Genomic DNA, 21,040 nt, shown 5'->3' with positions numbered 1-21,040 from the left:
GGGCGCGGTCGACGGGCGACCGCAACCTACGATGTCGGCTAGTAGAGTGGCGCGAGTGCCGATCCCGGCCGGCCAGCAGTTCAGGAGGTCCCCGTGCGAGGAGTCCCGGTCCGAGCCACCCTCGGCTCTGCCGTTCTGGTCGGCGGGCTGCTGCTGGCCGGCTGCGGGCACGCCGGCCGAGCGGCGGAGGACTCGCCGGCGGGCGGGGCCCGCGTCACGGTGCAGGACGACGGCTTCCACGGCACGCTGGTGCAGCAGGGGCAACCCCGCCCGGACCTGACGCTGCCGACCACCAGCGGGGACCTTTTCGACGTCGGCGACCGCCCCGAGGACGAGGTCACGCTGCTGTTCTTCGGCTACACGCACTGCCCGGACCTGTGCCCGACCACGATGGCGGACCTGGCACTGGCGCGGGACATGCTCACTCCCGAGGTCCGCGACCGGGTCCAGGTGGTGTTCGTGACCGAGGACCCGGCCCGCGACACCCCCGAGGCGCTGCGGGAGTGGCTGGACCGGTTCGATCCCGAGTTCACCGGGCTCATCGGCGGCAACGAGGCCACCGCCGCGGCACTTCGCGAGCTCTACCTGCCCGAGAGCGAGCAGGTGGCCGACCCGTCGGCGGCGATCATCCACCCGCACGACGACGGGAACGGCGGGCACGGCGGGGACGGGCACACCCACGGGGACTACGGGGTCGACCACGCCGGGACCGTGTACGCCTGGGGTCCTGGTGGCCGGTCGGTGGTGTACACCGGGGGCACGACGCCGGACCAGTACGCCGAAGACCTCACCCGGTTGGCCACCGCCCCGTAGAGGCCCCGGGCGCCAGGGGCTGCCACAGACCACCGGCCGGACATCAGCCGCTGGACAGATCTCGCTGCATCCGCAGGTAGTCCTCGCGGTCGATCTCCCCGGCGGCGTAGCGCCGGCGGAGCACCTCCTCCGAGGCGGGACCTGCATCTCGGGCCGGTGAGCGGTGCTTGACCAGCCAGATGGCCGCGAGCACCCCCGCCACCAGCAGGGCAAGCCCGACCAGGGCCCACAGCAGCATCCAGCCGCCCATCATCCCCATCATCATTCCGCCGTCCATCATTCCGCCGTCGTGATCCACCGACCACTCCTTCCTTCAGTCGGCAGGGGCGCTCCCGGGGAGCGCTCCTGCCGGATGTCTTCGGCCGGTACCCGCGGCCGGGGCTCGGTCAGAGGCGACCGGGCGCGCCCTCGTGCAGCAGCTCGCACATCTGGGACATGCCGGGGTTGCCCTGCTGCATCAACTCATGCATCCGGGCCATCCCGGGTTTGCCCTGCTGCATCAGCCCGTGCATCCGCGCCATTCCGGTGGACGCATCCGAGCCCTCGCTGCCAGCTCCAGGGTGGGCGTAAGCCACCCCGGCGGGGACGGCGACGCTCCCGGCGACCAGCGCGGCCACCAGCAAAGACCTCACCATGTTGCGCTCCTCCGCTCCTTGGGCACACTTGCCATCCGCTCGAACTACTATGGCTCATAGTACGTCACTTGTGCCGGGGTTGCTCCGCCTCCTGCTCGGGCACGGCAGAAGCCGGAAGCCGGAGCTTCTCGACGACGCAGGTGCGACGACTCGGCAAGGCTCGGGAACGCTTCGACGACGGTGAGGCCCATCCATGAGCACCAGTGAGCTTGTTGTCGTCCTCGGCGGCGTTGCGCTCATCGCCGCGCTGGCCTGGTACTTCTTCGCTCCCCGCAAGGCGACGCACGCGCAGCTGGAAGCGGGGCGGCAGGTCGTGGACGTCACCGTCAAGGGCGGGTATTCGCCGAGCCTCATCCGTGTCCAGGCCGGCACTCCGGTGCGGCTGCGGTTCCATCGTCAGGAGAACAGCGACTGCACCGCTCGCGTGGTCTTCCCCGATCTGCGTAAGAGCGCCTCGTTGGCGGCGTTCGGCACCACGACCATGGATCTGGCCATCGACGAGCCGGGCGAGTACGGCTGGGCCTGCGGGATGAACATGCTGCACGGCACGCTGGTGGCCGAGTCCCCTGACGGGGATGAGGGGCCGCGGGGGAAGGCAGAGGCAGCCCAGGCCCCGTTGTCCTCACCGGAGCAGGGCGGTGACGAGGTCGTCGAGGCGGCGCGGGGAGTCACCCAGGAGAACCGGGAAACCGCCCGCGCCGTCGGGGTCGGACCCCGGATGGACGGGACCGTCGAGTGCGAACGGGCGGAGTTTCTGCTGCCGGGTGCGTTGCGCAGCCTGCCCACCGACGTCGCCCGCGCCGAAGCCCAGCTGCGCGCCATCGGGGGCGTCGACTCCGCGGAAGTGAACTTCGGCGCCGAACGCGCCGTGATCATGTACGACCCGACGCTGGTCGACGTCGAGGCGCTCACCGAGGCGGTCGCGGTCGCCACCGGGTTCCCCGCCCGGCTGCGGGCCGAACCCGGCGCCGCCCCGACCGAGGACGCCGAGGCCGCAGCGCACCGGGAGGAGGTCCGCGACCTCACCCGCCGGGTCGCCGTGGGTACGGTCCTGACCCTGCCGGTGCTCTACGCGGCGATGGTGGCGCACTTCATCGGCGAGCAGTACGTGCCCGACCTGCTGGAGAACCCCTGGGTGCAGCTGCTGCTGACGCTGCCGGTGTTCGTCTGGGTCGGCTGGCCGATCCACGCCACCGGGTGGCGAGCCCTGGGCAACCGCAGCGCCGAGATGAACAGCCTGATCACGCTGGGCACCATCGCCGCGTTCGGCTACAGCCTCGTCGCCACCATCGCACCCGACCTCCTGCCCGAGGACGTGCGCGAGGTCTACTACGAGGTCGTCTCCTTCATCATCACCGTGATCCTCCTCGGCCGACTGGTCGAGGCCCGCGCCCGAGCCGGCACCGGCGACGCGATCCGCGCCCTGGTGGAGCTCACCCCCGCCACGGCCCGGGTGCTCTGCAACGGCCAGGAGGTCGAGGTCGGCGTCGACGAGGTCCGCGCCGGCGACCAGCTGCGGGTCCGCCCCGGTGAGAAGATCCCCGTCGACGGCGAGATCGTCGAAGGCGCCTCCACCATCGACGAGTCGATGGTCACCGGCGAGAGCGTCCCGGTCCGCAAGAGCGCCGGCGAGGAGGTCATCGGCGCCACCGTCAACCAGACCGGCGCGTTCACGATGCGGGCCACGCGGGTGGGCTCGGAGACGGCCCTGGCCCAGATCATCAAGCTGGTGCAGGAGGCACAGTCCTCGAAGGCGCCGATCCAGCGGCTGGTCGACGTCGTCGCCAGCTACTTCGTGCCCGCGGTGGTGTTCGTCGCGCTCGGCACGTTCGTGCTGTGGTTCATCTTCGGACCGGCGCTGACGCTGGCCCTGGTCGCCACCGTCAGCGTCCTGATCATCGCCTGCCCCTGCGCGCTGGGGCTGGCCACGCCGCTGTCGGTGATGGTGGCCACCGGCAAGGGAGCCCGCTCCGGCGTCCTCATCAAGAGCGCGGAGGCGCTGGAGACGGCGCACAAGCTGAACACGGTGGTGCTGGACAAGACGGGCACGATCACCCGCGGTATGCCGGCGCTGACCGACGTCGTCACCGCCGCCGGCCACGACGAGACCGGCCTGCTGCGCCTGGTCGGCTCTGCCGAGACCGACAGCGAGCACCCGCTGGCCACCGCCATCGTCGCCGCCGCCCGCGAGCGGGGACTGGACCTGGCCCGGCCGGCCGCCTTCGACTCGGTCACCGGCAAGGGGATCCGGGCGACCGTCGACGGTCACGAACTACTGATCGGCAACGTCGCACTACTGGCCGACGCCGACATCCCCACCGGAGAGCTCGAACACCACGCCCACCGGCTCGCCGACGAGGGCAAGACCCCGATGTTCGTCGCCGTCGACGGCCGACCCGCCGGCGTGGTCGCCGTCGCCGACACGATCAAACCGGACTCGGTCGCCGCCATCCGCGCCCTGCGCGACCTCGGCCTGCAGGTCGCCATGATCACCGGCGACAACCGGCGCACCGCCGACGCGGTCGCCCGCCAGGTCGGCATCGACCGGGTCCTCGCCGAGGTCCTGCCCGACCAGAAGGCCGCCGAGGTCCGCACCCTGCAGGACGAGGGCCGGCTGGTGGCGATGGTCGGCGACGGGATCAACGACAGCCCGGCACTGGCACAGGCCGACGTCGGCATCGCCATCGGCACGGGCACCGACGTCGCCATCGAAGCCGCCGACGTCACGCTGATGTCCGGCGAGCTCAAGGGCCTGGTCACCGCTATCGCGCTGTCGAAGGCGACCATGCGCAACATCCGGCAGAACCTGGTGCTGGCGTTCGGGTACAACACTGTCGCAATCCCGGTCGCCGCCGGCCTGCTCTACCCGGTCACCGGGGCACTGCTCTCGCCGATGATCGCCGCTGCGGCGATGGCGCTGTCCAGCATCAGCGTCGTGCTCAACGCCGCACGGCTCAACCGGTTCCAGCCGCCCCGGCTCACCGACACCGAAGCGGAGAACCCGGATCGGAGCCGCATGGCGGCGAGTGGGTGGCCGCGTTGACCATCGGCGGTCTGCGGCAGGCTGACGCAGATCCCTCCCGTGGGCGTCGAGCCCTCTGCGCGGCGGTCTCCGGCGTCACCGCCGGCCTCGGCTGGTGGGGCCGGCGGCATCGACGGTCGGCGGCCGTGACCGCGTGGACGTCGGGCGGTGGCCACGAGCTCACGGCCGGACCGCTGCACGTCCGCACCATGGGCTCCGGGCAATCGGTGGTCCTCCTGTTGCACGGCATGGCGGGCGCCGGAAACAGCTTCGGCGCGGTCTACGACCGGCTCGCCGAGCAGGCGACCGTGGTCATCCCGGACCTGCTCGGCTTCGGCCGCTCCATGGACATCACCGCCCCGACAGATGCCGGAGTTCACCTCGCCGTACTGGACGACGCCCTGGCCGGACTGGGCCTGCAGGACAGGCCGACCGTGGTCGCCGGCTACTCCATGGGCGGCCTGCTCGCGCTGCGATGGGCGGCTGAACACCGCGACACGGTGCGCTCCGTCGTCACCTTCGCAGCACCTCTGTACCGCAGCCGCGCCGAGGCGGATGCGCACGTCGCCGGCCTCGGGCGGTTGGAGTCCCTCCTGGCAGGGGATGGACGGCTACCACGCGCCGCCTGCGCATGGATGTGCCGCCACCGGACCGCGGCCTCCTGGATGGCCGTCGCCTACCGTCCCGATCTGCCGATCCCGGTGGCGCGCTCCGGTGTCGAGCACACCTGGAGCAGCTACTCCGCGTCCATGAACGGGCTCATCCGCGACGCCGGTTGGGTCGACGCGCTCGAGCATCTCCGCCGCGCGCAGATCCCGGTGACCCTCGCCCTCGGAGCATGCGATCCCGCGCTCGTCCCAGGCCGGGCCACCGAACTCGCGCGTACCCGGCCCAGTGTGACCTCGGTGGTCCACCCGATGGCCGACCACGGACTGCCCCTCTCCCATCCGGAGTGGTGCCAGCGGCTGGTGGCTGCCGCCCTGCTGGACACACACCCCACAGCCCCGCCGGAGCGATGGTCGGACCGCGTGACCTGACCTGCACGCTCAGGGCGCTAACGCCCTTCCGAGGACAGCACTGTGCCGATCAACCGCTCGAGCTCCTCGCCGGTGAGCTGGCCTACCGACCGGCCGGCGATGCGACCCTCGGCGTCGAGAGCGAGGGTCACCGGCAGCCCGCGCACCCCCAGCTCCCGCAGCAGCCGGCCGTCGCGGTCGACGGCGTGCGGATAGTCGATGCCGAGCTCGTCGAGGAACCAGCGCGCGGCGTCGGGGTCGTCCTGGACGTCCACGCCGAGGAACCGGACCTGATCCCCGTGCCGGGCGTAGGCCTCCTGCAGCAGCGGCATCTCCTCCCGGCAGGGGCCGCACCAGGTCGCCCACAGGTTGATGACGGTGGGTCGGCCGGTCAACCGCTCCAGCACCACGTCCGGACCGGGGCCCAGGCAGGCCAAGGTGAGCGGCGGCAGCGCGTCCACGCCGGCCGGCGTGGTGTTCTCGGGCAGCTGCTCACAGGCGGGCACGGCCGGCGCCGGCTCAGCGGCCGCCGGCTCGGTGGTGGTTAGCTCGGTGGTGGTCGGCTCGGTGGTGGTCGCGCAGCCGGCCAGGAGGGCAGCGGCGAGCAGTCCGCCGGCCAGCCGCGCCGGCATCACCGGCCCCGGTACAGCTCGGTGAAGGTCGCCCCGCCGTCGGTGGAGGCCAGGACGGCCCCGCCCACGGCGACGTAGACCTCGTCCCCGTCGACGGTCAGGGCCTCCGGCGCGCCGTCGACGGTGCCGCGCTCGGCCCAGGTCAGCCCGCCGTCGGTGCTGCCGTAGACGGTGCCGTCGGGAGCGACGCCGACTGTGGAGTCGCCGTCGGGGGCGAAGTCGGCCAACACCAGGAGAGGCGCGTCGGGAACGGCGGTGAAGTTCTTCCCGGCGTCCTCGCTGAGGACGAGGCCGGCCTCGGTGGTCGCCAACACCCGCTGCGGATCGGTCGGATCGGCGGCCAGGTCGGCGATCCGCATCTCGCCGCGGTCGGCCCAGTCGACGCCGTCCTCGCTGACCAGCAGGCGGCCGCCGCTGTAGCCGTAGATCACGCCGTCGGCGGCGTCCAGGGCGTGGAAGTCGGCGTCACCGGCCAGGGACAGCGTCTCCCAGGTCTGCCCGCCGTCGGTCGTCTCGATCAGGCCGAGGTTTCCCGGGCCGTCCTGCCCCGCGCCGGGGTGGCCGCTGGCCAGGTAGTGCTCGGGACCGACGACGGTGAAGCCCATGAAGTCCTGCACCCGGTCGGCGATCCGGGTCAGCTCCCCGTCCGGAGAGATGCGCACCAGCCCGTAGTGGGTGCCGGCGTAGAGCGTGTCGTCGGCTGGGTCGATGCCGAGGCCGTGCACGTGCTCGAGGGTCACGTCGTCGCCATGGGGATGGGTGCCGTCGTCGTGGCTGTGCGCCTCGCCGTCACTCGCGGACTGGTCCCCGGCAGCTGCGTCGGTGCCGCAGCCGGCGAGGATCAGGGCGCCGGCCGCGGCGGCGCTGAGCAGCACCCGACGTCGCCACGGGTGACCGGCGATACCAAGGGCAGGCCGAGCGGATCGGGCGGAGCGGATCGGCAGGACGGACGGTGACATGAGCTCCCCACGGAGGCAGGACAAAGGTACTAGGCACGATAGTAGACCGTTTTCGCAGAGGTGCGACTCAGGTCCAGTCGGCCCCGGGCAGGACGCACAACCCGCTGGCCACCGCGGAGATCAGCGGCCAGGCGGCCAGCGCCACCGGTCCGGTCACCACCAGGACCGCCGCTGCAGCGGCGGCGAGCCGGTGCAGCGGCCGGATGGGATCGGCGGGCCGCAGCAGCCGCGTCACCCGCAGCACGCCAGCACCCTGGGCGGCCGCCAGCGTCGCGGCGGGGGCGCGCATCCCGGCGAGGGTGACCAGGGCGGAGGCGACCTCGACCCGGTTCACCTGCCCGGCTGCGGCGTCGTCGGCCAGCATCTCCACCAGCCGCTCGATCTCCGCCACCCCCCGGGTGAACAGCGGCACCCCCGGGAAGGCCCGACTGAGTATCCGCGCCGCGCCCACCGCGAGATGGTGGCGGCCGCGCAGATGCGCCTCCTCGTGGGCGAGCACGCCGGCGAGTTCCCCGGCGGACAGCGTCTGCAGGGCGGCGGTGGTCAGCACGACGGTGCGAGCCCGGCCGGGCAGACAGAACGCGGCCGCGTGGTCGGAATCCAGCACCACCGCGCCGAGGGACGACTCCCGGCGGGCGCCGGTCAGGATCGCCGCCCGCAACCCGTGCCGCTCCCGTCGGTTGCGCAGCCCGCTGCGCGCAGCGACCCAGGTCAACCGCAGGGACATCCCGCCCGACAGCAGGACGCCGGCCAGCACCGCGGACAGCTGACCTGGGGAGTCGTACACCGCCGCGATGGTCGCTGCGCATGCGTCGAGATACGCCGCCAGGCCCTCACTGATGGCGCCGGCCGGGACCAGCAGCGTCAGACCGGCGAGCAGCACCGACACGAGCACTCCGGCCGACGTCGCCTGCCAGGTCGCGATCGCCAACCGCGGAGCGCGGGCCGACCAGCCCGCCCCGATGATCCGGGGGGCCCCGACCGCCAGCAGGACGGCGAACGTCAGCAGCGCGACTGCGGTGATCACGACGTCTGCGCCTGCCGGGCCGCCTCCACCGCGGCTCGCAGGCTGGCCACCGCGTCGGCGTCGAGGTCGGCGACGAAGTGCATGAGCACCTCGTCCCGATCCCCGGCCGCGCTCAGTACTTCCTGCAGCATCGCCGCGGAATGCTCCGCCCGGGTGCGGGTGGGGCTGTACCGCCAGGCCCGACCGGCCATCTCCCGTTGCAGGGCGCCCTTGCGGTGCAGGTTGTCCATCACCGTCATCACGGTCGTGTAGGCCAGCGATCGCGAGGCGGCCAGCTCGGCGAGCACCTCGCGGACCGTCGCCGGCTCCCCGCGGTGCCACAGCACCTGCATCACCGCGGCTTCGAGCTCACCGAACGGCCGCACCGCCACCTCCACATCCCTCCGCGCCGTTGCGCGACCCGGTCAGCTGAGCAGCCCGTCGGCCGCGGCACAGCTTCCCGCCACAGTACTAGCGGCGATAGTGGAGCGGGCCGATCGTCCCCGGTGCAGCGCAGGCCGGCGTCATCCCGGCGCAGCCGACACCCGAGGGCGGCCGACGCCGCCCGAGGACCCCATCACCAGGAGAGCCGCTCGGACGGCGATCAGCAGAGCCGACCACAGCTGGGCCAACCCGGACAGCACCTCGGGGAGTGAGCCGCTCATCGGCTCGGCTCGCCCAGCCTCGGGTCGCCGCCGGTGACCGATCGTTCGGCGCGCAGCTGGTCGATCTCGGCACGCAGGCCGGCGAGCTCGGCGTGGTTGACCTCGGCCGGCTGCGGCGTCGATCCGTGGCCGCGGCTCATCGACCACATCATGGCGCCCATGCCGACCGGGCAGGCCAGCAGCGCCAGCAGGTGCAGCAGCTCCGACATCGGTGCCTCCAACGGGCTGTGCGGCACCACGACGGCGCAACTACGCCCGATAGTAGACCGCTGCTACGACCTGCCATAGTAGAAATGTGGTGAGGGAACAGCTCAGTCGTACAGCCATCCGCCGTCGCCGTTCGGGTTCCACCGCGGCGGCACGTCGATGAGCCGGCCGTTCAGCCGCCGAACCCTGCTGCTGGCCGCCAGCGCCGCCGCAGGGACGCTGGCCGGCTGCTCCACCGGCGGGAACGACACCGCCGCCCCCACCGGGGAGTACCAGTTCACCGAGCCCACGCCGACGGCGACGGTGATCGCCGAGGACCAGCGGGCACCGGCGCCGGCGTTCTCGGGCGAACTCCTCGACGGCACGCCGTTCGACTCCTCGTCGCTGGCCTCGGACGTCGCCGTGATCAACTTCTGGGGGTCTTGGTGCGTGCCGTGCCGGGTGGAGACCCCGGAGTTTCAGGCCGTGCACGCCGACGTCGCCGACCGCGGCGTTCAGTTCCTCGGCATCGACGTCAAGGACCAGCGACAACTGGCCATCGCCTTCGTCGAGCAACTGGGCGTGGCCTACCCGTCGGTGTTCGATCCGCGCGGTGAGGTGGCCATGGCCTTCCGCGGCTTTCCGGCCAACGTCGTCCCCTCCACCATCCTGCTCGACCGCGACGGCCGGGTCGCCGCCGTCTACACCGGCCAGGTACGCGGGCATGACCTGCGCACCGCCGTCGAGCTGCTGCTGGCCGAGGACCAGACGTGAACGAGCTCGCCGCGACCTTCGCCGGCATCGTCACCGACGGCTCGCTGCTGCTGGCCATCGCCGTGGCTGCGCTGGTCGGGCTGATCAGCTTCGCCTCACCCTGCTGCCTGCCGCTGATCCCCGGCTACGTCAGCTACGTCGCCGGACTCGCCGGCTCCCAGGCCACCGCCGGCCGGCCCCGAGTTCCGCAGCCTGCTGGCGGCGAGGCTGCCGGTGCGACGTCGGCCGGCTGCCCGACCGAGACCGGCCCCACCCCCGCACCGACGGCGGCCCCGACTGCACCCGGCCGCGGCCGGGTGCTGGCCGGATCCCTGCTGTTCATCGCCGGCTTCAGCGCCGTCTTCGTCTCCTTCGGCGCCCTCTTCGGCGGCCTGGGCCGGCTGCTGCTGGAGTGGTCCCCGGTGCTCACCCGGGTCGCCGGTGTCGTCGTGATCGCGATGGGGCTGTCCTTCCTCGGCGCGATCCCCTGGCTGATGCGCGAACGCCGCATCCACCACCGCCCCCCGGCCGGCCTGGCCGGCGCCCCCGTCCTCGGCGTCGTGTTCGGCCTCGGGTGGACGCCCTGCCTGGGCCCGACGCTGGCCGCGGTCAACACGCTGGCCTACACCCAGGCCTCGGCCGGCCGCGGCGCCATCCTCGCCCTTGCCTACTGCCTGGGACTGGGCGTCCCCTTCGTCCTCGTCGCCCTCGGTGCCCGGCGCGCCCTGGCCTTCTCCGCCCTGGCCCGCCGGCACGCCCCTACGGTCATGCGAGTTGGTGGGGCCCTGATGATCGCCCTGGGGATCCTGCTGCTGACCGGCTGGTGGGACGCGCTGATGATCTGGCTCCGGGCCTGGCTGGGCGCCACCGGCCTCGGCACGTCGGTCCTGTGAGCGACCAGTACAACGGCGCCGCGTGCCGCCTGCCGGGCCCGGCTCCGTCCGAACGCGCCGCCAACTGCAGCCGGATCGGCTCCGCATACCGCGGGTCTCGGGCAGAGGTACGACCACCGTCGGGACTCGATCAGCCCCGTCGGCGGCGTAGTCGACGCGCGAGCCGGGGTGACCGGAGGCCAGGAAGGGCCCAGCCCCGGCGACCGCGAACCTCCGTCAGGTCCATGACCGGACTGACCATCGCGGCTTCCCCCCAGCGGTCACCTGGATGTACTCCTCGTGCGCGACCGCGATGCGGCTGCGGGCAGGAGGGCACCACGACAGCCGCCGTCCGGATCGCGTGGTCGGGGAGGAGGTGGGGGCGCGGCGCTTCCGCGGCGCCGCACCCCCGGGGCACGGATCAGCCGTCCAGCTCCGAGAGCAGCTGTCGCATCTCCTCGATCTCCTGCGTCTGGGTGTCGCTGATCACCCGAGCGAGATCGATGGCCTCGGGATCGCGACCGTCCTCGACCTCTGTCCGCGCCATCTCCACAGCACCCTCGTGGTGCTCGATCATGGCTTCGATCCACATGCGGTCGAAGTCGGAACCAGCGGACGGCATGTCCTCCATGTCCATGCCCATACCGCCCATGTCCTCGGACCCGTGGTCCATGCCGCCCATGTGGCCGGACCCCTGCTCGAGCGGCTGGCCCCACTCCTCGAGCCAGCCGGTCATGAGGTCGATCTCCGGGTCCTGACCTGCCTCGATGCGCTCGGCCAGGTCCACGACCCTGGGGTCGGCGGCACGGTCGACGGCGACCTCGGCCATCATGAGCGCGCCCTCGTGGTGCGGGATCATCCCCTGGGCGAAGGCGACGTCGGCGTCGTTGAACTCCGCGCTCTGATCGGCGGGGGTCTCGTCGGTGGCGCTGCTGCTGGCGGCTGAGCTGCCGGCGGTACCGGAGCAGCCGGTGAGGACGACGACGGCGGCCATCAGTCCACCGGTGAGGTGGACGAGTCGAATGCTGGTGCGGGTCACGTTAGGTCTCCTGTTCTGAGGGATGTAGGCATGCGTGCGAGACCCCGGAACAGCGGGAGCTGTCGGGGTGCAAGCCGTTCGGCCTAGATCCGCAGGAGGCAGAGCGCGGAGAGATCGGGGGGTCGGGGCTGCCTCACCCACCCGGTGAGCCAGCGGCGAGGTGGAGGTGACCCGCGGACGAGCGGGATCGCCATGCCGCGGACTCGCGTCAGGGCACCGAGAATCGTCAACCCCGCGAGCAGGACAGCGAGGCACATAGCCAAGACGTGAGCGTCGTGCCACGGGGCTGGCAGGTCGGTGGACACGGTAGCTGCTACATCTCGCGACCCGTGCGTGGCCGCAGCGTGCGAGTGCGCGGGCTTCTCGGCGGTGACGGCGCCGACATGGATGGCCGCCGCAGGGGCACCGATCGATGCAACGGCGTCGAGCGACGTGGACCCATGCGCCAGGGCCGGTTCTGCGGCCACGCACCGCACGCCGTGCATGGCGAAGACGGCGGCCAACAGCAGCAGCGCCGTCCAGAGCCGTGCCCCCATGACCACACCTCCTCCACCACGGTACGACGGCCCCCCGGGCACACCAGGCAGGGACTCGGCACACACCAACGAAACGCCTACTCCGGGGTCGACGCCGGCCTGGACTGCCGAGACTTCAGTTGACTCTGGTCGGTAGGGGCGATCAGGCCGCGTGAGTGGCCTGGGTCAGTGCCTCGGACACGACGGGATCATGCAGCCGAGGGCGCCTTGTGCTCGTGCGCGAACGGCCACGTCCCCCAGGTGATCTTCACCGCGGACATGGGCCTGCCCGGGCTGTGGGACGCACCGCACTGCGAGCTACCCGCGGGCCGTCGAGCGCGATGTCGGTGCCGTCGTCGAACCGCTCGAACTCCGCGTGCAGATCACCGGCGCACATCAGGCGCGTACGACCGGAGCTGGCTCAGGGCGATGGCGAGCGCGTTGCGCATGGGGCGTATGTCGCGCTTGGTCGAGGAGAGAAGGTACCCGCCCTGCAGCACCGCGATCGTCGACTCTGCGAGAGTGTCGGGGTCGGCGTCGTCGCGTAGCAGCCCGCTGGCCTGCATGGCCCGGAGCCCGCCGCTCAGGGCGGACTCCCAGTGGGCGAAGGCTTCGGCAGCCTGGCTGCGGAGCAGGTCACCGTGGTCCAGCAGCTGGCTGGAGATCGAGCCGAGCGGGCAGCCGCGGTAGTCCCGCTGGTTCTGCTGCATGTCGACCAGGGCTCCGAACCAGGCGGAGATGCTCTCCCAGGTGTCGAGCGGGAACCGGCTCTGCTCCCGCAGGACCTGCTGGAGCTGGTGGCGGAGCACCTCGGCGATGAGCTGCTCCTTGCTGGAGAAGTAGTGATAGAACTGGCTCTTGCCCGTCCCGGAGGCGGCCAGGATGTCCTCGATGCTGGTGGCGCTGACGCCCCGCTCGTACATCAGCCCGGCCGCCAGCTCGACGATCCGTCCCTTGGTGTCTTTCCCGCGGCGGGTGGTCGGTTCCGGCATTCGGCTCTGGCCTCGGTCGGGAGGTGGCGGGGCGTTCGGTCAACGCAGGCACTACCCGATGTGGGCGTTCTACATGTGAGACCTCACCCACGCGCGACCCGAGGCCGCAAGGGGGCGGGCCTGGATAGAGGGCCGGCCGCGGTGAGCGGGGTGCCCGGGATCCAGGAACGGCGACATCGCCCGGACGTCTGGGCGGATTCGGACTGTACCGAGGGGTACAGACGCCGCAGGCGGGTAAAGCAGCAGCGGCGGCCGGCTCGGTACCGCCGGCGGACGCACCCGGTCCGTTCCGCACCGATCGGTCGAGGAGTCCAGATGAAGGCATTGACGTGGCAGGGCACCCAGAAGGTGTCGGTGGAGACGGTCCCGGACCCGCAGATCCAGGAGCCCACCGACGCCATCGTGCGGATGACCTCGACGGCGATCTGTGGCTCCGACCTGCACCTCTACGACGTGCTCGGGATGTACCTCAAGCCCGGCGACATCATCGGGCACGAGCCCATGGGCATCGTGGAGGAGGTCGGCCCCGAGGTCAGCCACATCAAGCCTGGAGACCGGGTGGTCGTGCCGTTCAACATCTCCTGCGGGCACTGCTGGATGTGCACCCACGGGTTCTTCGCGCAGTGCGAGACCACCCAGGTCACCGAGCAGGGCAAGGGCGCGCGCCTGTTCGGCTACACCGCCCTGTACGGGTCCGTGCCCGGTGCGCAGGCCGAGTTCCTGCGGGTGCCGCAGGCCCAGTTCGGGCCGATCAAGGTTCCCGACGAGCACCCCGACGAACGGTTCCTGTTCCTCTCCGACGTGCTCACCACGTCCTGGCAGGCAGTGAAGTACGCCGACATCGAGGCCGGCAGCACCTGCGCGGTCATCGGGCTGGGCCCGATCGGGCAGATGTGCGCCCGCGTCGCCAAGTACCTCGGCGCGGAGCAGGTCATCGCCGTCGACAGCGTCCCCGAGCGACTGGAGCTCGCCCGACGCCACGGCATCGAGGTCATCGACCAGAGCAAGGCCGACGACGTCCCCGGGGCGATCATGGAGATGACTCACGGGCGGGGTGTCGACGGTGTCGTGGACGCGGTCGGGATGGAAGCCCACGGCTCCCCCTTCCAGGCAGCCCTGCTCGGGGCCGCCGGCAAGCTGCCCGACCCATTGGCCCGCAAGGCGACCGAGACGATCGGTGTGGACCGGATGGCCGCCATGCGCACCGCGTTCGGGTCGGTTCGCCGGGCCGGGACGATCTCGCTGATCGGGGTGTACGGCGGGCAGGCCGACCCGTTCCCGATGATGGACCTGTTCGACAAGGGCGTGACCATCCGCATGGGACAGGCGCACGTCAAGCGCTGGGTCGAGGAGATCATGCCCGCGCTCACCGGTGACGGCGACCCGCTGGGCACCGAAGACCTCACCACCCACGCGCTCCCGCTGGAGCAGGCCCCGCACGGCTACGAGATCTTCCAGAAGAAGCAGGACGGCTGCATCAAGGTCGTCCTCAAGCCCTGATCGCCCCTGCCGGCACCGCCCATGGCGCCGGCCGAGCATCCCCAACCGCAACCACTTCGGAGGAAACAGACATGCAGCAGAACAACGAACCGTCGACCGGGACCGTGCTGGCCCGGGGAGTGCTCGCCGGGCTGGCCGGGACCGTGGTGATGACTGCGTTCCAGAAGCTCGTCGAGATGCCGCTCACCCAGCGCCAGGAGAGCTACGCCCCGGCGGACTTCGCCGAGAAGGTCCTGCCCGTGCACCCCACCACCCCCGAGGGGCGCCGGCGGCTGAACTACACCACCCACTTCGCCCTCGGCGGCATGTGGGGCACCGCGTACGGCGTCGCCGCCGCCAACGGGCTGCGCGGGCAGAAGGCGGTCAACACCGTGTTCGCGGTCGTCTACACCGGCGACGTCCTGCTCAACACCGCGCTCGGGCTGTACCAGCCGAGCAAGTGGACGGCCCAGGACTGGGCGGTCGACATCGTGGACAAGTACGTGCAGGCCCAGGCCACCGGCGCCGTCTTCGACCGCGTCCTGGACCCCGCCCGCCCGTCTTGACCGTGCCACCGGAGCCGCCACACCCCGAGCCGGCCGAGCAGAGAAGGCCCGCCGTGGACGTGACCAGCCAGCGGGTCGTAGTGATCACCGGGGCGTCGTCGGGCATCGGACGGGAAACCGCCCGGCAGTTCGCCGCCCAGGGCGCAGCCGTCGTGCTGGCCGCCCGCGGCGAGCCGGCGCTGCACGCCACCGCCGAGGAGGTCGCCCAGGCCGGCGGCACGGCGCTGGTCGTGCCCACCGACGTCGCGGTGTGGCCGCAGGTGCAGCACCTCGCGCAGAGGGCCCGGGAGCGCTTCGGCCGGATCGACGTCTGGGTGAACAACGCCGCGGTCTCCGGCTACGGGGAGATCAACACGCTGCCCGTCGAGGCAATCGACCGGATCCTGGACGTAGACCTGCGCGGCCAGGTGTACGGGGTCAAGGCGGTCCTCCCGATCCTGCGTGAGCAGGGGCACGGCACGATCATCGGCGTCAGCTCCGGGCTGGGGGTGCGCGCGGTCCCCCTGATGGTTCCGTACTGCATCGCCAAGTCCGGGGTCAACGCCCTCTACGAAGGACTGCGGCTGGAGGAGCGGCACGCCAACTCCGGTGTGCGCGTCACCACGATCCTGCCGGCCTCGATCGACACCCCCTTCTACGGCTCCGCGAGATCGTGGATGGGCGTGCGACCTGCGCCCATCCCGCCGGTGTACCAAGCCAAGGCGGTCGCAGAGGCCATCGTCTTCGCCGCAGACCACCCGCGGCGCGACATCTACGTCGGCGCCGCCGCCCAGCTGGCGATGCTGCAGCGGCTCAGCCCCACCCTGACCGACCGGCTGCTGGCCGTCGGCGGGCAGGTGTTCGCCCGCCAACAGCGCGACGTGCCCGACGGAGGCCAGAGCAACCTGACCGAGCCGTCGCCCGGTAGCGGAGCCGTGGACGGCGGGGTGGTCCGGTTCGCGTTGCCTCGCAGCAGCTGGACCCGCCTGGTCGGCTTCCACCCCGCGCTGGCCAGAAGCGCCGCGATCGCCTCGGCCGGCACCCTCGGCTGGCGGCTGACCCGCCGCCGGCCAGCGCGGCTCCGCTGATGGAAGACGCCACGATGACTGGGTCCCGTACCCGCTGGAACCGGTGAGCATCGACCCGCTTGCCGCCGCCGCCGCGGGACTCATCGCCGCCCAGCTCATGGAGGCCCCGACCTACCTGCAGCGCGCGGCGGGGCTCGGTGTGCGGCAGGACATCTTCGCCGAGGGCGGGGCCATCCTGCGCGCCCCCCGGCGCTACCGCCGGGTCGTCGGCTGGGCCGGCCACGCCGTGCTGGCCATCGCCATCGTGCTGCTGTACGCCACGTTCTTCCAGGCCGTCGCCCACAACGACCACCTCGCCTGGTGGGGCCTGCTCACCGGCGCGATCCATGGCCTGGTCGGCGGAATCGTCGTCGGAGCCTGGCCGGACCTGCACCCCGACATGCCCGACCCCGTCCCACCGCCCGGCGTGTTCTACCGCCACTACGGCCGCCACGACGTCATCGAGTTTCTCGTCGGCCACCTGTGGTTCGGCCTGGCCGCCGGCATCCTCTACGCCCTGCTGCACGCCGACCTGCCAACCGGCGCAGCCCTGTAGGCGGTGCCGAGAAGGCCCGGGCTCACCGTTCGTGCGAACGCGTACGCCGTCCTCTGTGATGACTGGCATCCGCCTCACCACGCGGTACTGACACTTCGGCGGCGTCGCCGGGCGCAGGGGTCCGCGCCCGGGCGGTTGGCAGCGCTTCGACCCTGGGGCGGCCGCGTTCCCCGCGGCCGTCACGTCGGCCGGCGGGGCGAGGGCCGATGCGCCCTGAGCTGCGCCCACTCCGCGAGCTTCTCGGCCGGCAGCTCAGGACGGGCCGGCGCGATGACAGCCGCGGCGGGCTCCTGCGCGTGCGGCGCACCGGCCTCGCAGCTGACCCGCCGCGGCGACATCAGGTCCGGCAGCATCTCGTCGGGTCACCGGGCCCGCGACCGGCCTCACTCGCAGGTCCGAGCCCCGTCACTCACCCCACGCGGAGAGGCCCTGGTCTCGTGATTGACCAGTGCCTCTCCATCCTTCCGGTATGGCGCGGCGGGTGCCGGCATCACCGGTCCGTCTCCCTCGGCCTCGGCGCTGCCCGCCCGGCCACGGAGAACCGCCACCATCGGGACGGTCACACGGTCAGCGCAGGAGCTCCGGTCACCGGGTGACCGACACCGGTGACGGCCCCTCCTCGAGGTCACCCTCCGTGTCGAGGTAGGCCTGCTGCAGGTCGGCCAGCAGCGCCGGGTCCGGCTCGGCCCACATCTTCCGGTCAACCGCCTCCAGCAGCCGCTCGGCGATGCCGTGCAGCGCCCACGGGTTGGACTTCTCCATGAACTCCCGGTTCTCCGGGTCCAGGACGTAGGTCTGCGCGAGCTTCTCGTACATCCAGTCGGCGACGACGCCGGTGGTGGCGTCGTAGCCGAACAGGTAGTCGACGGTGGCGGCGAGCTCGAACGCGCCCTTGTAGCCGTGCCGGCGCATGGCCTCCAGCCACTTCGGGTTAACCACGCGGGCGCGGAAGACCCGCGCGGTCTCCTCGGACAGGGAGCGGGTGCGCACGTGCTCGGGCCGGGTCGAGTCGCCGATGTACGCCTTCGGGGCCGAGCCGGTGAGCGCGCGGACCGTCGCCACCATCCCCCCGTGGTACTGGAAGTAGTCGTCGGAGTCGGCGATGTCGTGCTCGCGGGTGTCGACGTTCTTCGCTGCCACCGCGATCCGCTTGTAGGCCGACTCCATGTCCGGCCGCGCCTGCACGCCGTCCAGCCCTCGGCCGTACGCGTACCCGCCCCACACCGCGTACACCTCGGCCAGGTCGGCGTCCCCGCGCCAGTCCCGGCTGTCGATGAGCGAGAGCAGCCCGGCCCCGTAGGCGCCCGGCTTGGACCCGAATACCCGGGTGGTGGCCCGCCGCCGGTCGCCGTGGGCGGCCAGGTCGGCCTCGACGTGCGCCCGGACGTAGTTGGCATGGTCCGGCTCGTCCAACCCCGCGACCAGCGTCACCGCGTCGTCCAGCATGGTCACCACGTGCGGGAAGGCGTCCCGGAAGAAGCCGCTGATCCGCACGGTGACGTCGATCCGGGGCCGGCCCAGCTCGTCCGACGGCACCGGCTCCAGCGAGGTCACCCGGCGCGAGGCCTCGTCCCACACCGGCCGGACGCCCAGCAGCGCCAACACCTCGGCGACGTCGTCCCCGGACGTGCGCATGGCCGAGGTGCCCCAGACGGACAGCCCGACCGAGCGGGGGTACTCGCCGGTGTCGGCCCGGTACCGGTCGAGCAGCGACTCGGCCATCGCCTGGCCGGTCTCCCACGCCAGCCGCGAGGGCACCGCCCGAGGGTCGACCGAATAGAAGTTGCGGCCGGTCGGCAGCACGTTGACCAGCCCGCGCAGCGGCGAACCCGACGGCCCTGCCGGGACGTAGCCGCCCTCGAGCGCGTGCAGGGTGGCGTCCAGCTCGTCGGTCGTGCGCTCCAGCCGCGGCACGACCTCGTCGACGGCGAACCGCAGGACGGCGGTCACCGCGTCGTCCTCCCGGCCGAGCACCTCGTGCACGACCCCGGGGACGGCGTCCGCGGTCCAGCCTCGCGTCTCCATGCCGCTGACCAGGGCCTCCGCCTGCGCCTCGACGGCGTCCGTGGCATGCAGCCCGGCGGTTCCGTCCTCGGTCAGCCCGAGCGCCTCCCGCAGACCCGGGAGCGCCACCGAGCCGCCCCAGATCTGCCGCGCCCGCAGCATCGCGAGCACGAGGTCCACCCGGTCCTGGCCACTGGGCGGGGTCCCGAGCACGTGCAGGCCGTCGCGGATCTGCGAGTCCTTGATCTCGCAGAGCCAGCCGTCGACGTGGAGGATCATCTCGTCGAAGTGGTCGTCCTCGGGACGCTCGTTCAGGCCGAGGTCGGAGTCGAGCTTGGCCGCCTGCAGCAGCGTCCAGATCTGCGCCCGGACGGCCGGCAACTTGGCCGGGTCCATCGCCGCGACGTTGGCGTGCTCGTCGAGCAGCTGCTCGAGCCGGGCGATGTCGCCGTAGGTGTCGGCCCGGGCCATCGGCGGCACCATGTGGTCGACCAGCGTGGCGTGCGCCCGCCGCTTGGCCTGGCTGCCCTCCCCCGGGTCGTTGACCAGGAACGGGTAGACCAGCGGCAGGTCGCCGATCGCGGCGTCCGGACCGCAGGAGGCCGACAGGCCCACCGTCTTGCCGGGCAGCCACTCGAGGTTGCCGTGCTTCCCGACGTGCACCAGGGCGTGCGCGCCGAAGGATGAGCGCAGCCACCAGTACGCCGCCAGGTAGTGGTGGGACGGCGGCAGGTCGGGGTCGTGGTAGATCGCGATCGGGTTCTCCCCGAAGCCGCGCGGCGGCTGGACCATCACCACGACGTTGCCGGCCCGCAGCGCGGCGAAGACGATGTCGTCCCCGTCCACGAACAGCGAGCCGGGTGCATCGCCCCAGTGCTCGACCATCGCCTCGCGCAGGTCGGGCGGCAGGGTGTCGAAGAAGGCCCGGTACTCGGAGGCACGGATCCGGACGGGGTTGCCCGACAGCTGCTCCTCGGTCAGCCAGTCGAGGTCCTGCCCACCCGCCGCGATGAGCGCGTGCACCAGCGCGTCGCCGTCGAGCCCGGCGACGCCGGGCAGCGCCTCGGGCCCGTCGAACGGGCCGATGTCGTAGCCCTGCGCAGCCATGGCGGCGAGCAACCGGACCACCGAGGCCGGGGTGTCGAGGCCGACGGCGTTGCCGATGCGGGCGTGCTTGGTCGGGTACGCCGACAGCATCACGACGATCCGCCGCTCGGCCGGCGGGGTGTGCCGCAGCCGGGCGTGCGCGACGGCGGTGCCGGCCACCCGGGCGGCCCGCTCGGGGTCGGCGGCGTAGTGGGTGAGCCCGTCGACGTCGGTCTCCTTGAAGCTGAACGGCACGCTGATCAGCCGGCCGTCGAACTCCGGGATCGCGACCTGGTTGCCCACGTCGAGCGGCGAGAGCCCGTCGTCGTCGGCGAGCCACTCCGCGCGCGAGCGGGTCAGGCACAGCCCCTGGATCACCGGGACGTCGAGTTCGGCGAGCGCGCCGACGTCCCAGGCACCGTCGTCCCCGCCGGCCTGTGCGGTGGCCGGGCGAGACCCTCCGGCCGCGAGCACGGTGACCACCAGGGCGTCGGCGGCGCGCAGGGTGTCCAGCAGCTCGGGCGGGACCGACCGCAGCGACGAGGTGAAGATCGGCAGCGCCCGGCCGCCGGCGTCCTCGATCGCGCCGCAGAGCGCCTCGACGAAGCCGGTGTTCCCAGCGAGGTGATGGGCGCGGTAGTAGAGGACGGCGACGGTCGGCCCGCCCCCGGTGTCCGTGCCGCCGTTCCGGACTCGCTCCGCTCCTCGGTCGACCGCATCAGTCGCCTCCGCGGGCGTCCCGCGCTCGAGCAACCCCCATTCCGGCGCCACCGACGGCGGCTCGAAACCCTCGCCGGTGAGCAGCACGGTGTCGGACAGGAAGTGGTGCAGCTGGGCGAGGTTGTCCGGGCCGCCCTGCGCGAGGTAGCCGTGCGCCTCCGTCGCCACGCCCATCGGCACGGTGGAGAGCTCCATCAGCTCGGCGTCGGGCACCTGCTCCCCGCCGAGGATGACGACCGGTGCGGGGCCGGCCAGCAGCGGGGCCAGCATCTCCTCGTACTGCCGGCGGACGCCGAGGATGCGGACGACGACCAGCGCGCTGCCCTCGGCCAGCGCGGCGATGCCCGCGTCGTCGAGCCGTGCCGGGTTGCCCAGCCGCCAGTCCGCGCCGCTGGCGCGGGCCGAGAGGAGGTCGGTGTCGCTGGTGGAGAGCAGGGTGAACATGCACTGCCTCACTCGGGGTCCGCGCCCCGGATCG

Annotated in this window: 21 protein-coding genes; 9 read left to right on the top strand and 12 right to left on the bottom strand. The window is 72.3% G+C overall.

Annotated features, from left to right (window positions below):
- Positions 1 to 93 precede the first annotated feature (93 nt).
- Positions 94 to 813, top strand: a complete 720-nt coding sequence (locus QOZ86_RS09015; RefSeq protein ID WP_284491627.1) for an SCO family protein — start codon at positions 94 to 96, stop codon at positions 811 to 813.
- A gap of 43 nt (positions 814 to 856) precedes the next feature.
- Here QOZ86_RS09015 and QOZ86_RS09010 read toward each other — a convergent pair whose 3' ends face one another.
- Entirely contained in the window at positions 857 to 1,111 is a 255-nt protein-coding gene (locus QOZ86_RS09010; RefSeq protein WP_284491626.1) for an SHOCT domain-containing protein, read from the bottom strand.
- Between the two features lie 88 nt (positions 1,112 to 1,199).
- Positions 1,200 to 1,448: a hypothetical protein gene (locus tag QOZ86_RS09005; RefSeq protein ID WP_284491625.1), complete on the bottom strand. Its 249-nt coding sequence runs from the start codon at positions 1,446 to 1,448 to the stop codon at positions 1,200 to 1,202.
- A 193-nt stretch (positions 1,449 to 1,641) separates the two neighbouring features.
- Between QOZ86_RS09005 and QOZ86_RS09000 the strand changes: the two genes are divergently transcribed.
- The gene (locus tag QOZ86_RS09000) at positions 1,642 to 4,491 is read left to right on the top strand and encodes a heavy metal translocating P-type ATPase (protein WP_284491624.1); all 2,850 of its coding nucleotides are present in this window, start codon (positions 1,642 to 1,644) and stop codon (positions 4,489 to 4,491) included.
- Positions 4,492 to 4,616: 125 nt separating this feature from the next.
- The gene (locus QOZ86_RS08995; RefSeq protein WP_284491623.1) at positions 4,617 to 5,507 is read left to right on the top strand and encodes an alpha/beta fold hydrolase; all 891 of its coding nucleotides are present in this window, start codon (positions 4,617 to 4,619) and stop codon (positions 5,505 to 5,507) included.
- A gap of 17 nt (positions 5,508 to 5,524) precedes the next feature.
- On the opposite strand, the gene QOZ86_RS08990 is transcribed toward QOZ86_RS08995, so the two are convergent.
- The 6 genes from QOZ86_RS08990 to QOZ86_RS08965 form a co-directional block, all read right to left on the bottom strand.
- Entirely contained in the window at positions 5,525 to 6,118 is a 594-nt protein-coding gene (locus tag QOZ86_RS08990) for a TlpA family protein disulfide reductase (RefSeq protein ID WP_284491622.1), read from the bottom strand.
- Positions 6,118 to 6,993: a F510_1955 family glycosylhydrolase gene (locus QOZ86_RS08985; protein WP_284491621.1), complete on the bottom strand. Its 876-nt coding sequence runs from the start codon at positions 6,991 to 6,993 to the stop codon at positions 6,118 to 6,120. Before QOZ86_RS08985 ends, QOZ86_RS08990 begins: the two co-directional genes overlap by 1 nt.
- A 151-nt stretch (positions 6,994 to 7,144) precedes the next feature.
- Positions 7,145 to 8,104 carry a M56 family metallopeptidase gene (locus QOZ86_RS08980; protein ID WP_284491620.1) on the bottom strand — a complete coding sequence of 320 codons (960 nt, stop codon included), beginning with the start codon at positions 8,102 to 8,104 and terminating at the stop codon, positions 7,145 to 7,147.
- Positions 8,101 to 8,475, bottom strand: coding sequence for a BlaI/MecI/CopY family transcriptional regulator (locus tag QOZ86_RS08975; RefSeq protein ID WP_284491619.1), 375 nt, complete (start codon positions 8,473 to 8,475; stop codon positions 8,101 to 8,103). The genes QOZ86_RS08980 and QOZ86_RS08975 overlap by 4 nt, the downstream gene beginning before the upstream one ends.
- A 132-nt stretch (positions 8,476 to 8,607) precedes the next feature.
- Entirely contained in the window at positions 8,608 to 8,748 is a 141-nt protein-coding gene (locus QOZ86_RS08970) for a hypothetical protein (RefSeq protein WP_284491618.1), read from the bottom strand.
- The gene (locus QOZ86_RS08965; RefSeq protein ID WP_284491617.1) at positions 8,745 to 8,957 is read right to left on the bottom strand and encodes a hypothetical protein; all 213 of its coding nucleotides are present in this window, start codon (positions 8,955 to 8,957) and stop codon (positions 8,745 to 8,747) included. Before QOZ86_RS08965 ends, QOZ86_RS08970 begins: the two co-directional genes overlap by 4 nt.
- A gap of 157 nt (positions 8,958 to 9,114) precedes the next feature.
- On the opposite strand from QOZ86_RS08965, the gene QOZ86_RS08960 reads away from it, so the two are divergent.
- Together QOZ86_RS08960 and QOZ86_RS08955 are read left to right on the top strand one after the other, a co-directional pair.
- On the top strand, positions 9,115 to 9,708 hold the full coding sequence (locus QOZ86_RS08960) for a TlpA family protein disulfide reductase (RefSeq protein ID WP_284491616.1): 594 nt from the start codon (positions 9,115 to 9,117) through the stop codon (positions 9,706 to 9,708).
- On the top strand, positions 9,705 to 10,580 hold the full coding sequence (locus QOZ86_RS08955; RefSeq protein ID WP_284491615.1) for a cytochrome c biogenesis CcdA family protein: 876 nt from the start codon (positions 9,705 to 9,707) through the stop codon (positions 10,578 to 10,580). Before QOZ86_RS08960 ends, QOZ86_RS08955 begins: the two co-directional genes overlap by 4 nt.
- A 400-nt stretch (positions 10,581 to 10,980) precedes the next feature.
- Here the strand turns inward: QOZ86_RS08955 and QOZ86_RS08950 are convergent, their stop codons facing one another.
- From QOZ86_RS08950 to QOZ86_RS08945, 3 genes are all read right to left on the bottom strand, one after another.
- Positions 10,981 to 11,598, bottom strand: coding sequence for a DUF305 domain-containing protein (locus QOZ86_RS08950; protein WP_284491614.1), 618 nt, complete (start codon positions 11,596 to 11,598; stop codon positions 10,981 to 10,983).
- 83 nt (positions 11,599 to 11,681) lie between these two features.
- Positions 11,682 to 12,134, bottom strand: a complete 453-nt coding sequence (locus QOZ86_RS21155) for a DUF6153 family protein (protein WP_431521209.1) — start codon at positions 12,132 to 12,134, stop codon at positions 11,682 to 11,684.
- Positions 12,135 to 12,496: 362 nt separating this feature from the next.
- Positions 12,497 to 13,105: a TetR/AcrR family transcriptional regulator gene (locus QOZ86_RS08945; protein ID WP_284491613.1), complete on the bottom strand. Its 609-nt coding sequence runs from the start codon at positions 13,103 to 13,105 to the stop codon at positions 12,497 to 12,499.
- A 315-nt stretch (positions 13,106 to 13,420) separates the two neighbouring features.
- Here QOZ86_RS08945 and QOZ86_RS08940 point away from each other — a divergent pair, with 315 nt between their 5' ends.
- The 4 genes from QOZ86_RS08940 to QOZ86_RS08925 all read left to right on the top strand — a co-directional run bounded on the left by QOZ86_RS08940 (position 13,421) and on the right by QOZ86_RS08925 (position 16,752).
- Positions 13,421 to 14,605, top strand: coding sequence for a zinc-dependent alcohol dehydrogenase (locus tag QOZ86_RS08940; protein ID WP_284491612.1), 1,185 nt, complete (start codon positions 13,421 to 13,423; stop codon positions 14,603 to 14,605).
- A 71-nt stretch (positions 14,606 to 14,676) separates the two neighbouring features.
- Complete coding sequence (locus tag QOZ86_RS08935) at positions 14,677 to 15,150, top strand: hypothetical protein (protein ID WP_284491611.1); 474 nt, start codon at positions 14,677 to 14,679, stop codon at positions 15,148 to 15,150.
- A gap of 53 nt (positions 15,151 to 15,203) precedes the next feature.
- The gene (locus QOZ86_RS08930; protein ID WP_284491610.1) at positions 15,204 to 16,217 is read left to right on the top strand and encodes an SDR family oxidoreductase; all 1,014 of its coding nucleotides are present in this window, start codon (positions 15,204 to 15,206) and stop codon (positions 16,215 to 16,217) included.
- Between the two features lie 43 nt (positions 16,218 to 16,260).
- On the top strand, positions 16,261 to 16,752 hold the full coding sequence (locus tag QOZ86_RS08925) for a hypothetical protein (protein ID WP_284491609.1): 492 nt from the start codon (positions 16,261 to 16,263) through the stop codon (positions 16,750 to 16,752).
- A 585-nt stretch (positions 16,753 to 17,337) separates the two neighbouring features.
- Here the strand turns inward: QOZ86_RS08925 and cobN are convergent.
- On the bottom strand, positions 17,338 to 21,006 hold the full coding sequence (gene cobN / locus QOZ86_RS08920; RefSeq protein ID WP_284491608.1) for a cobaltochelatase subunit CobN: 3,669 nt from the start codon (positions 21,004 to 21,006) through the stop codon (positions 17,338 to 17,340).
- Positions 21,007 to 21,040 lie beyond the last annotated feature (34 nt).

Source organism: Blastococcus capsensis (assembly GCF_030165005.1).
Classification (GTDB): domain Bacteria; phylum Actinomycetota; class Actinomycetes; order Mycobacteriales; family Geodermatophilaceae; genus Blastococcus; species Blastococcus capsensis.
The sequence above is the reverse complement of the archived record's forward strand: the minus strand, read 5'-3'. Positions and strand labels throughout refer to the sequence as shown.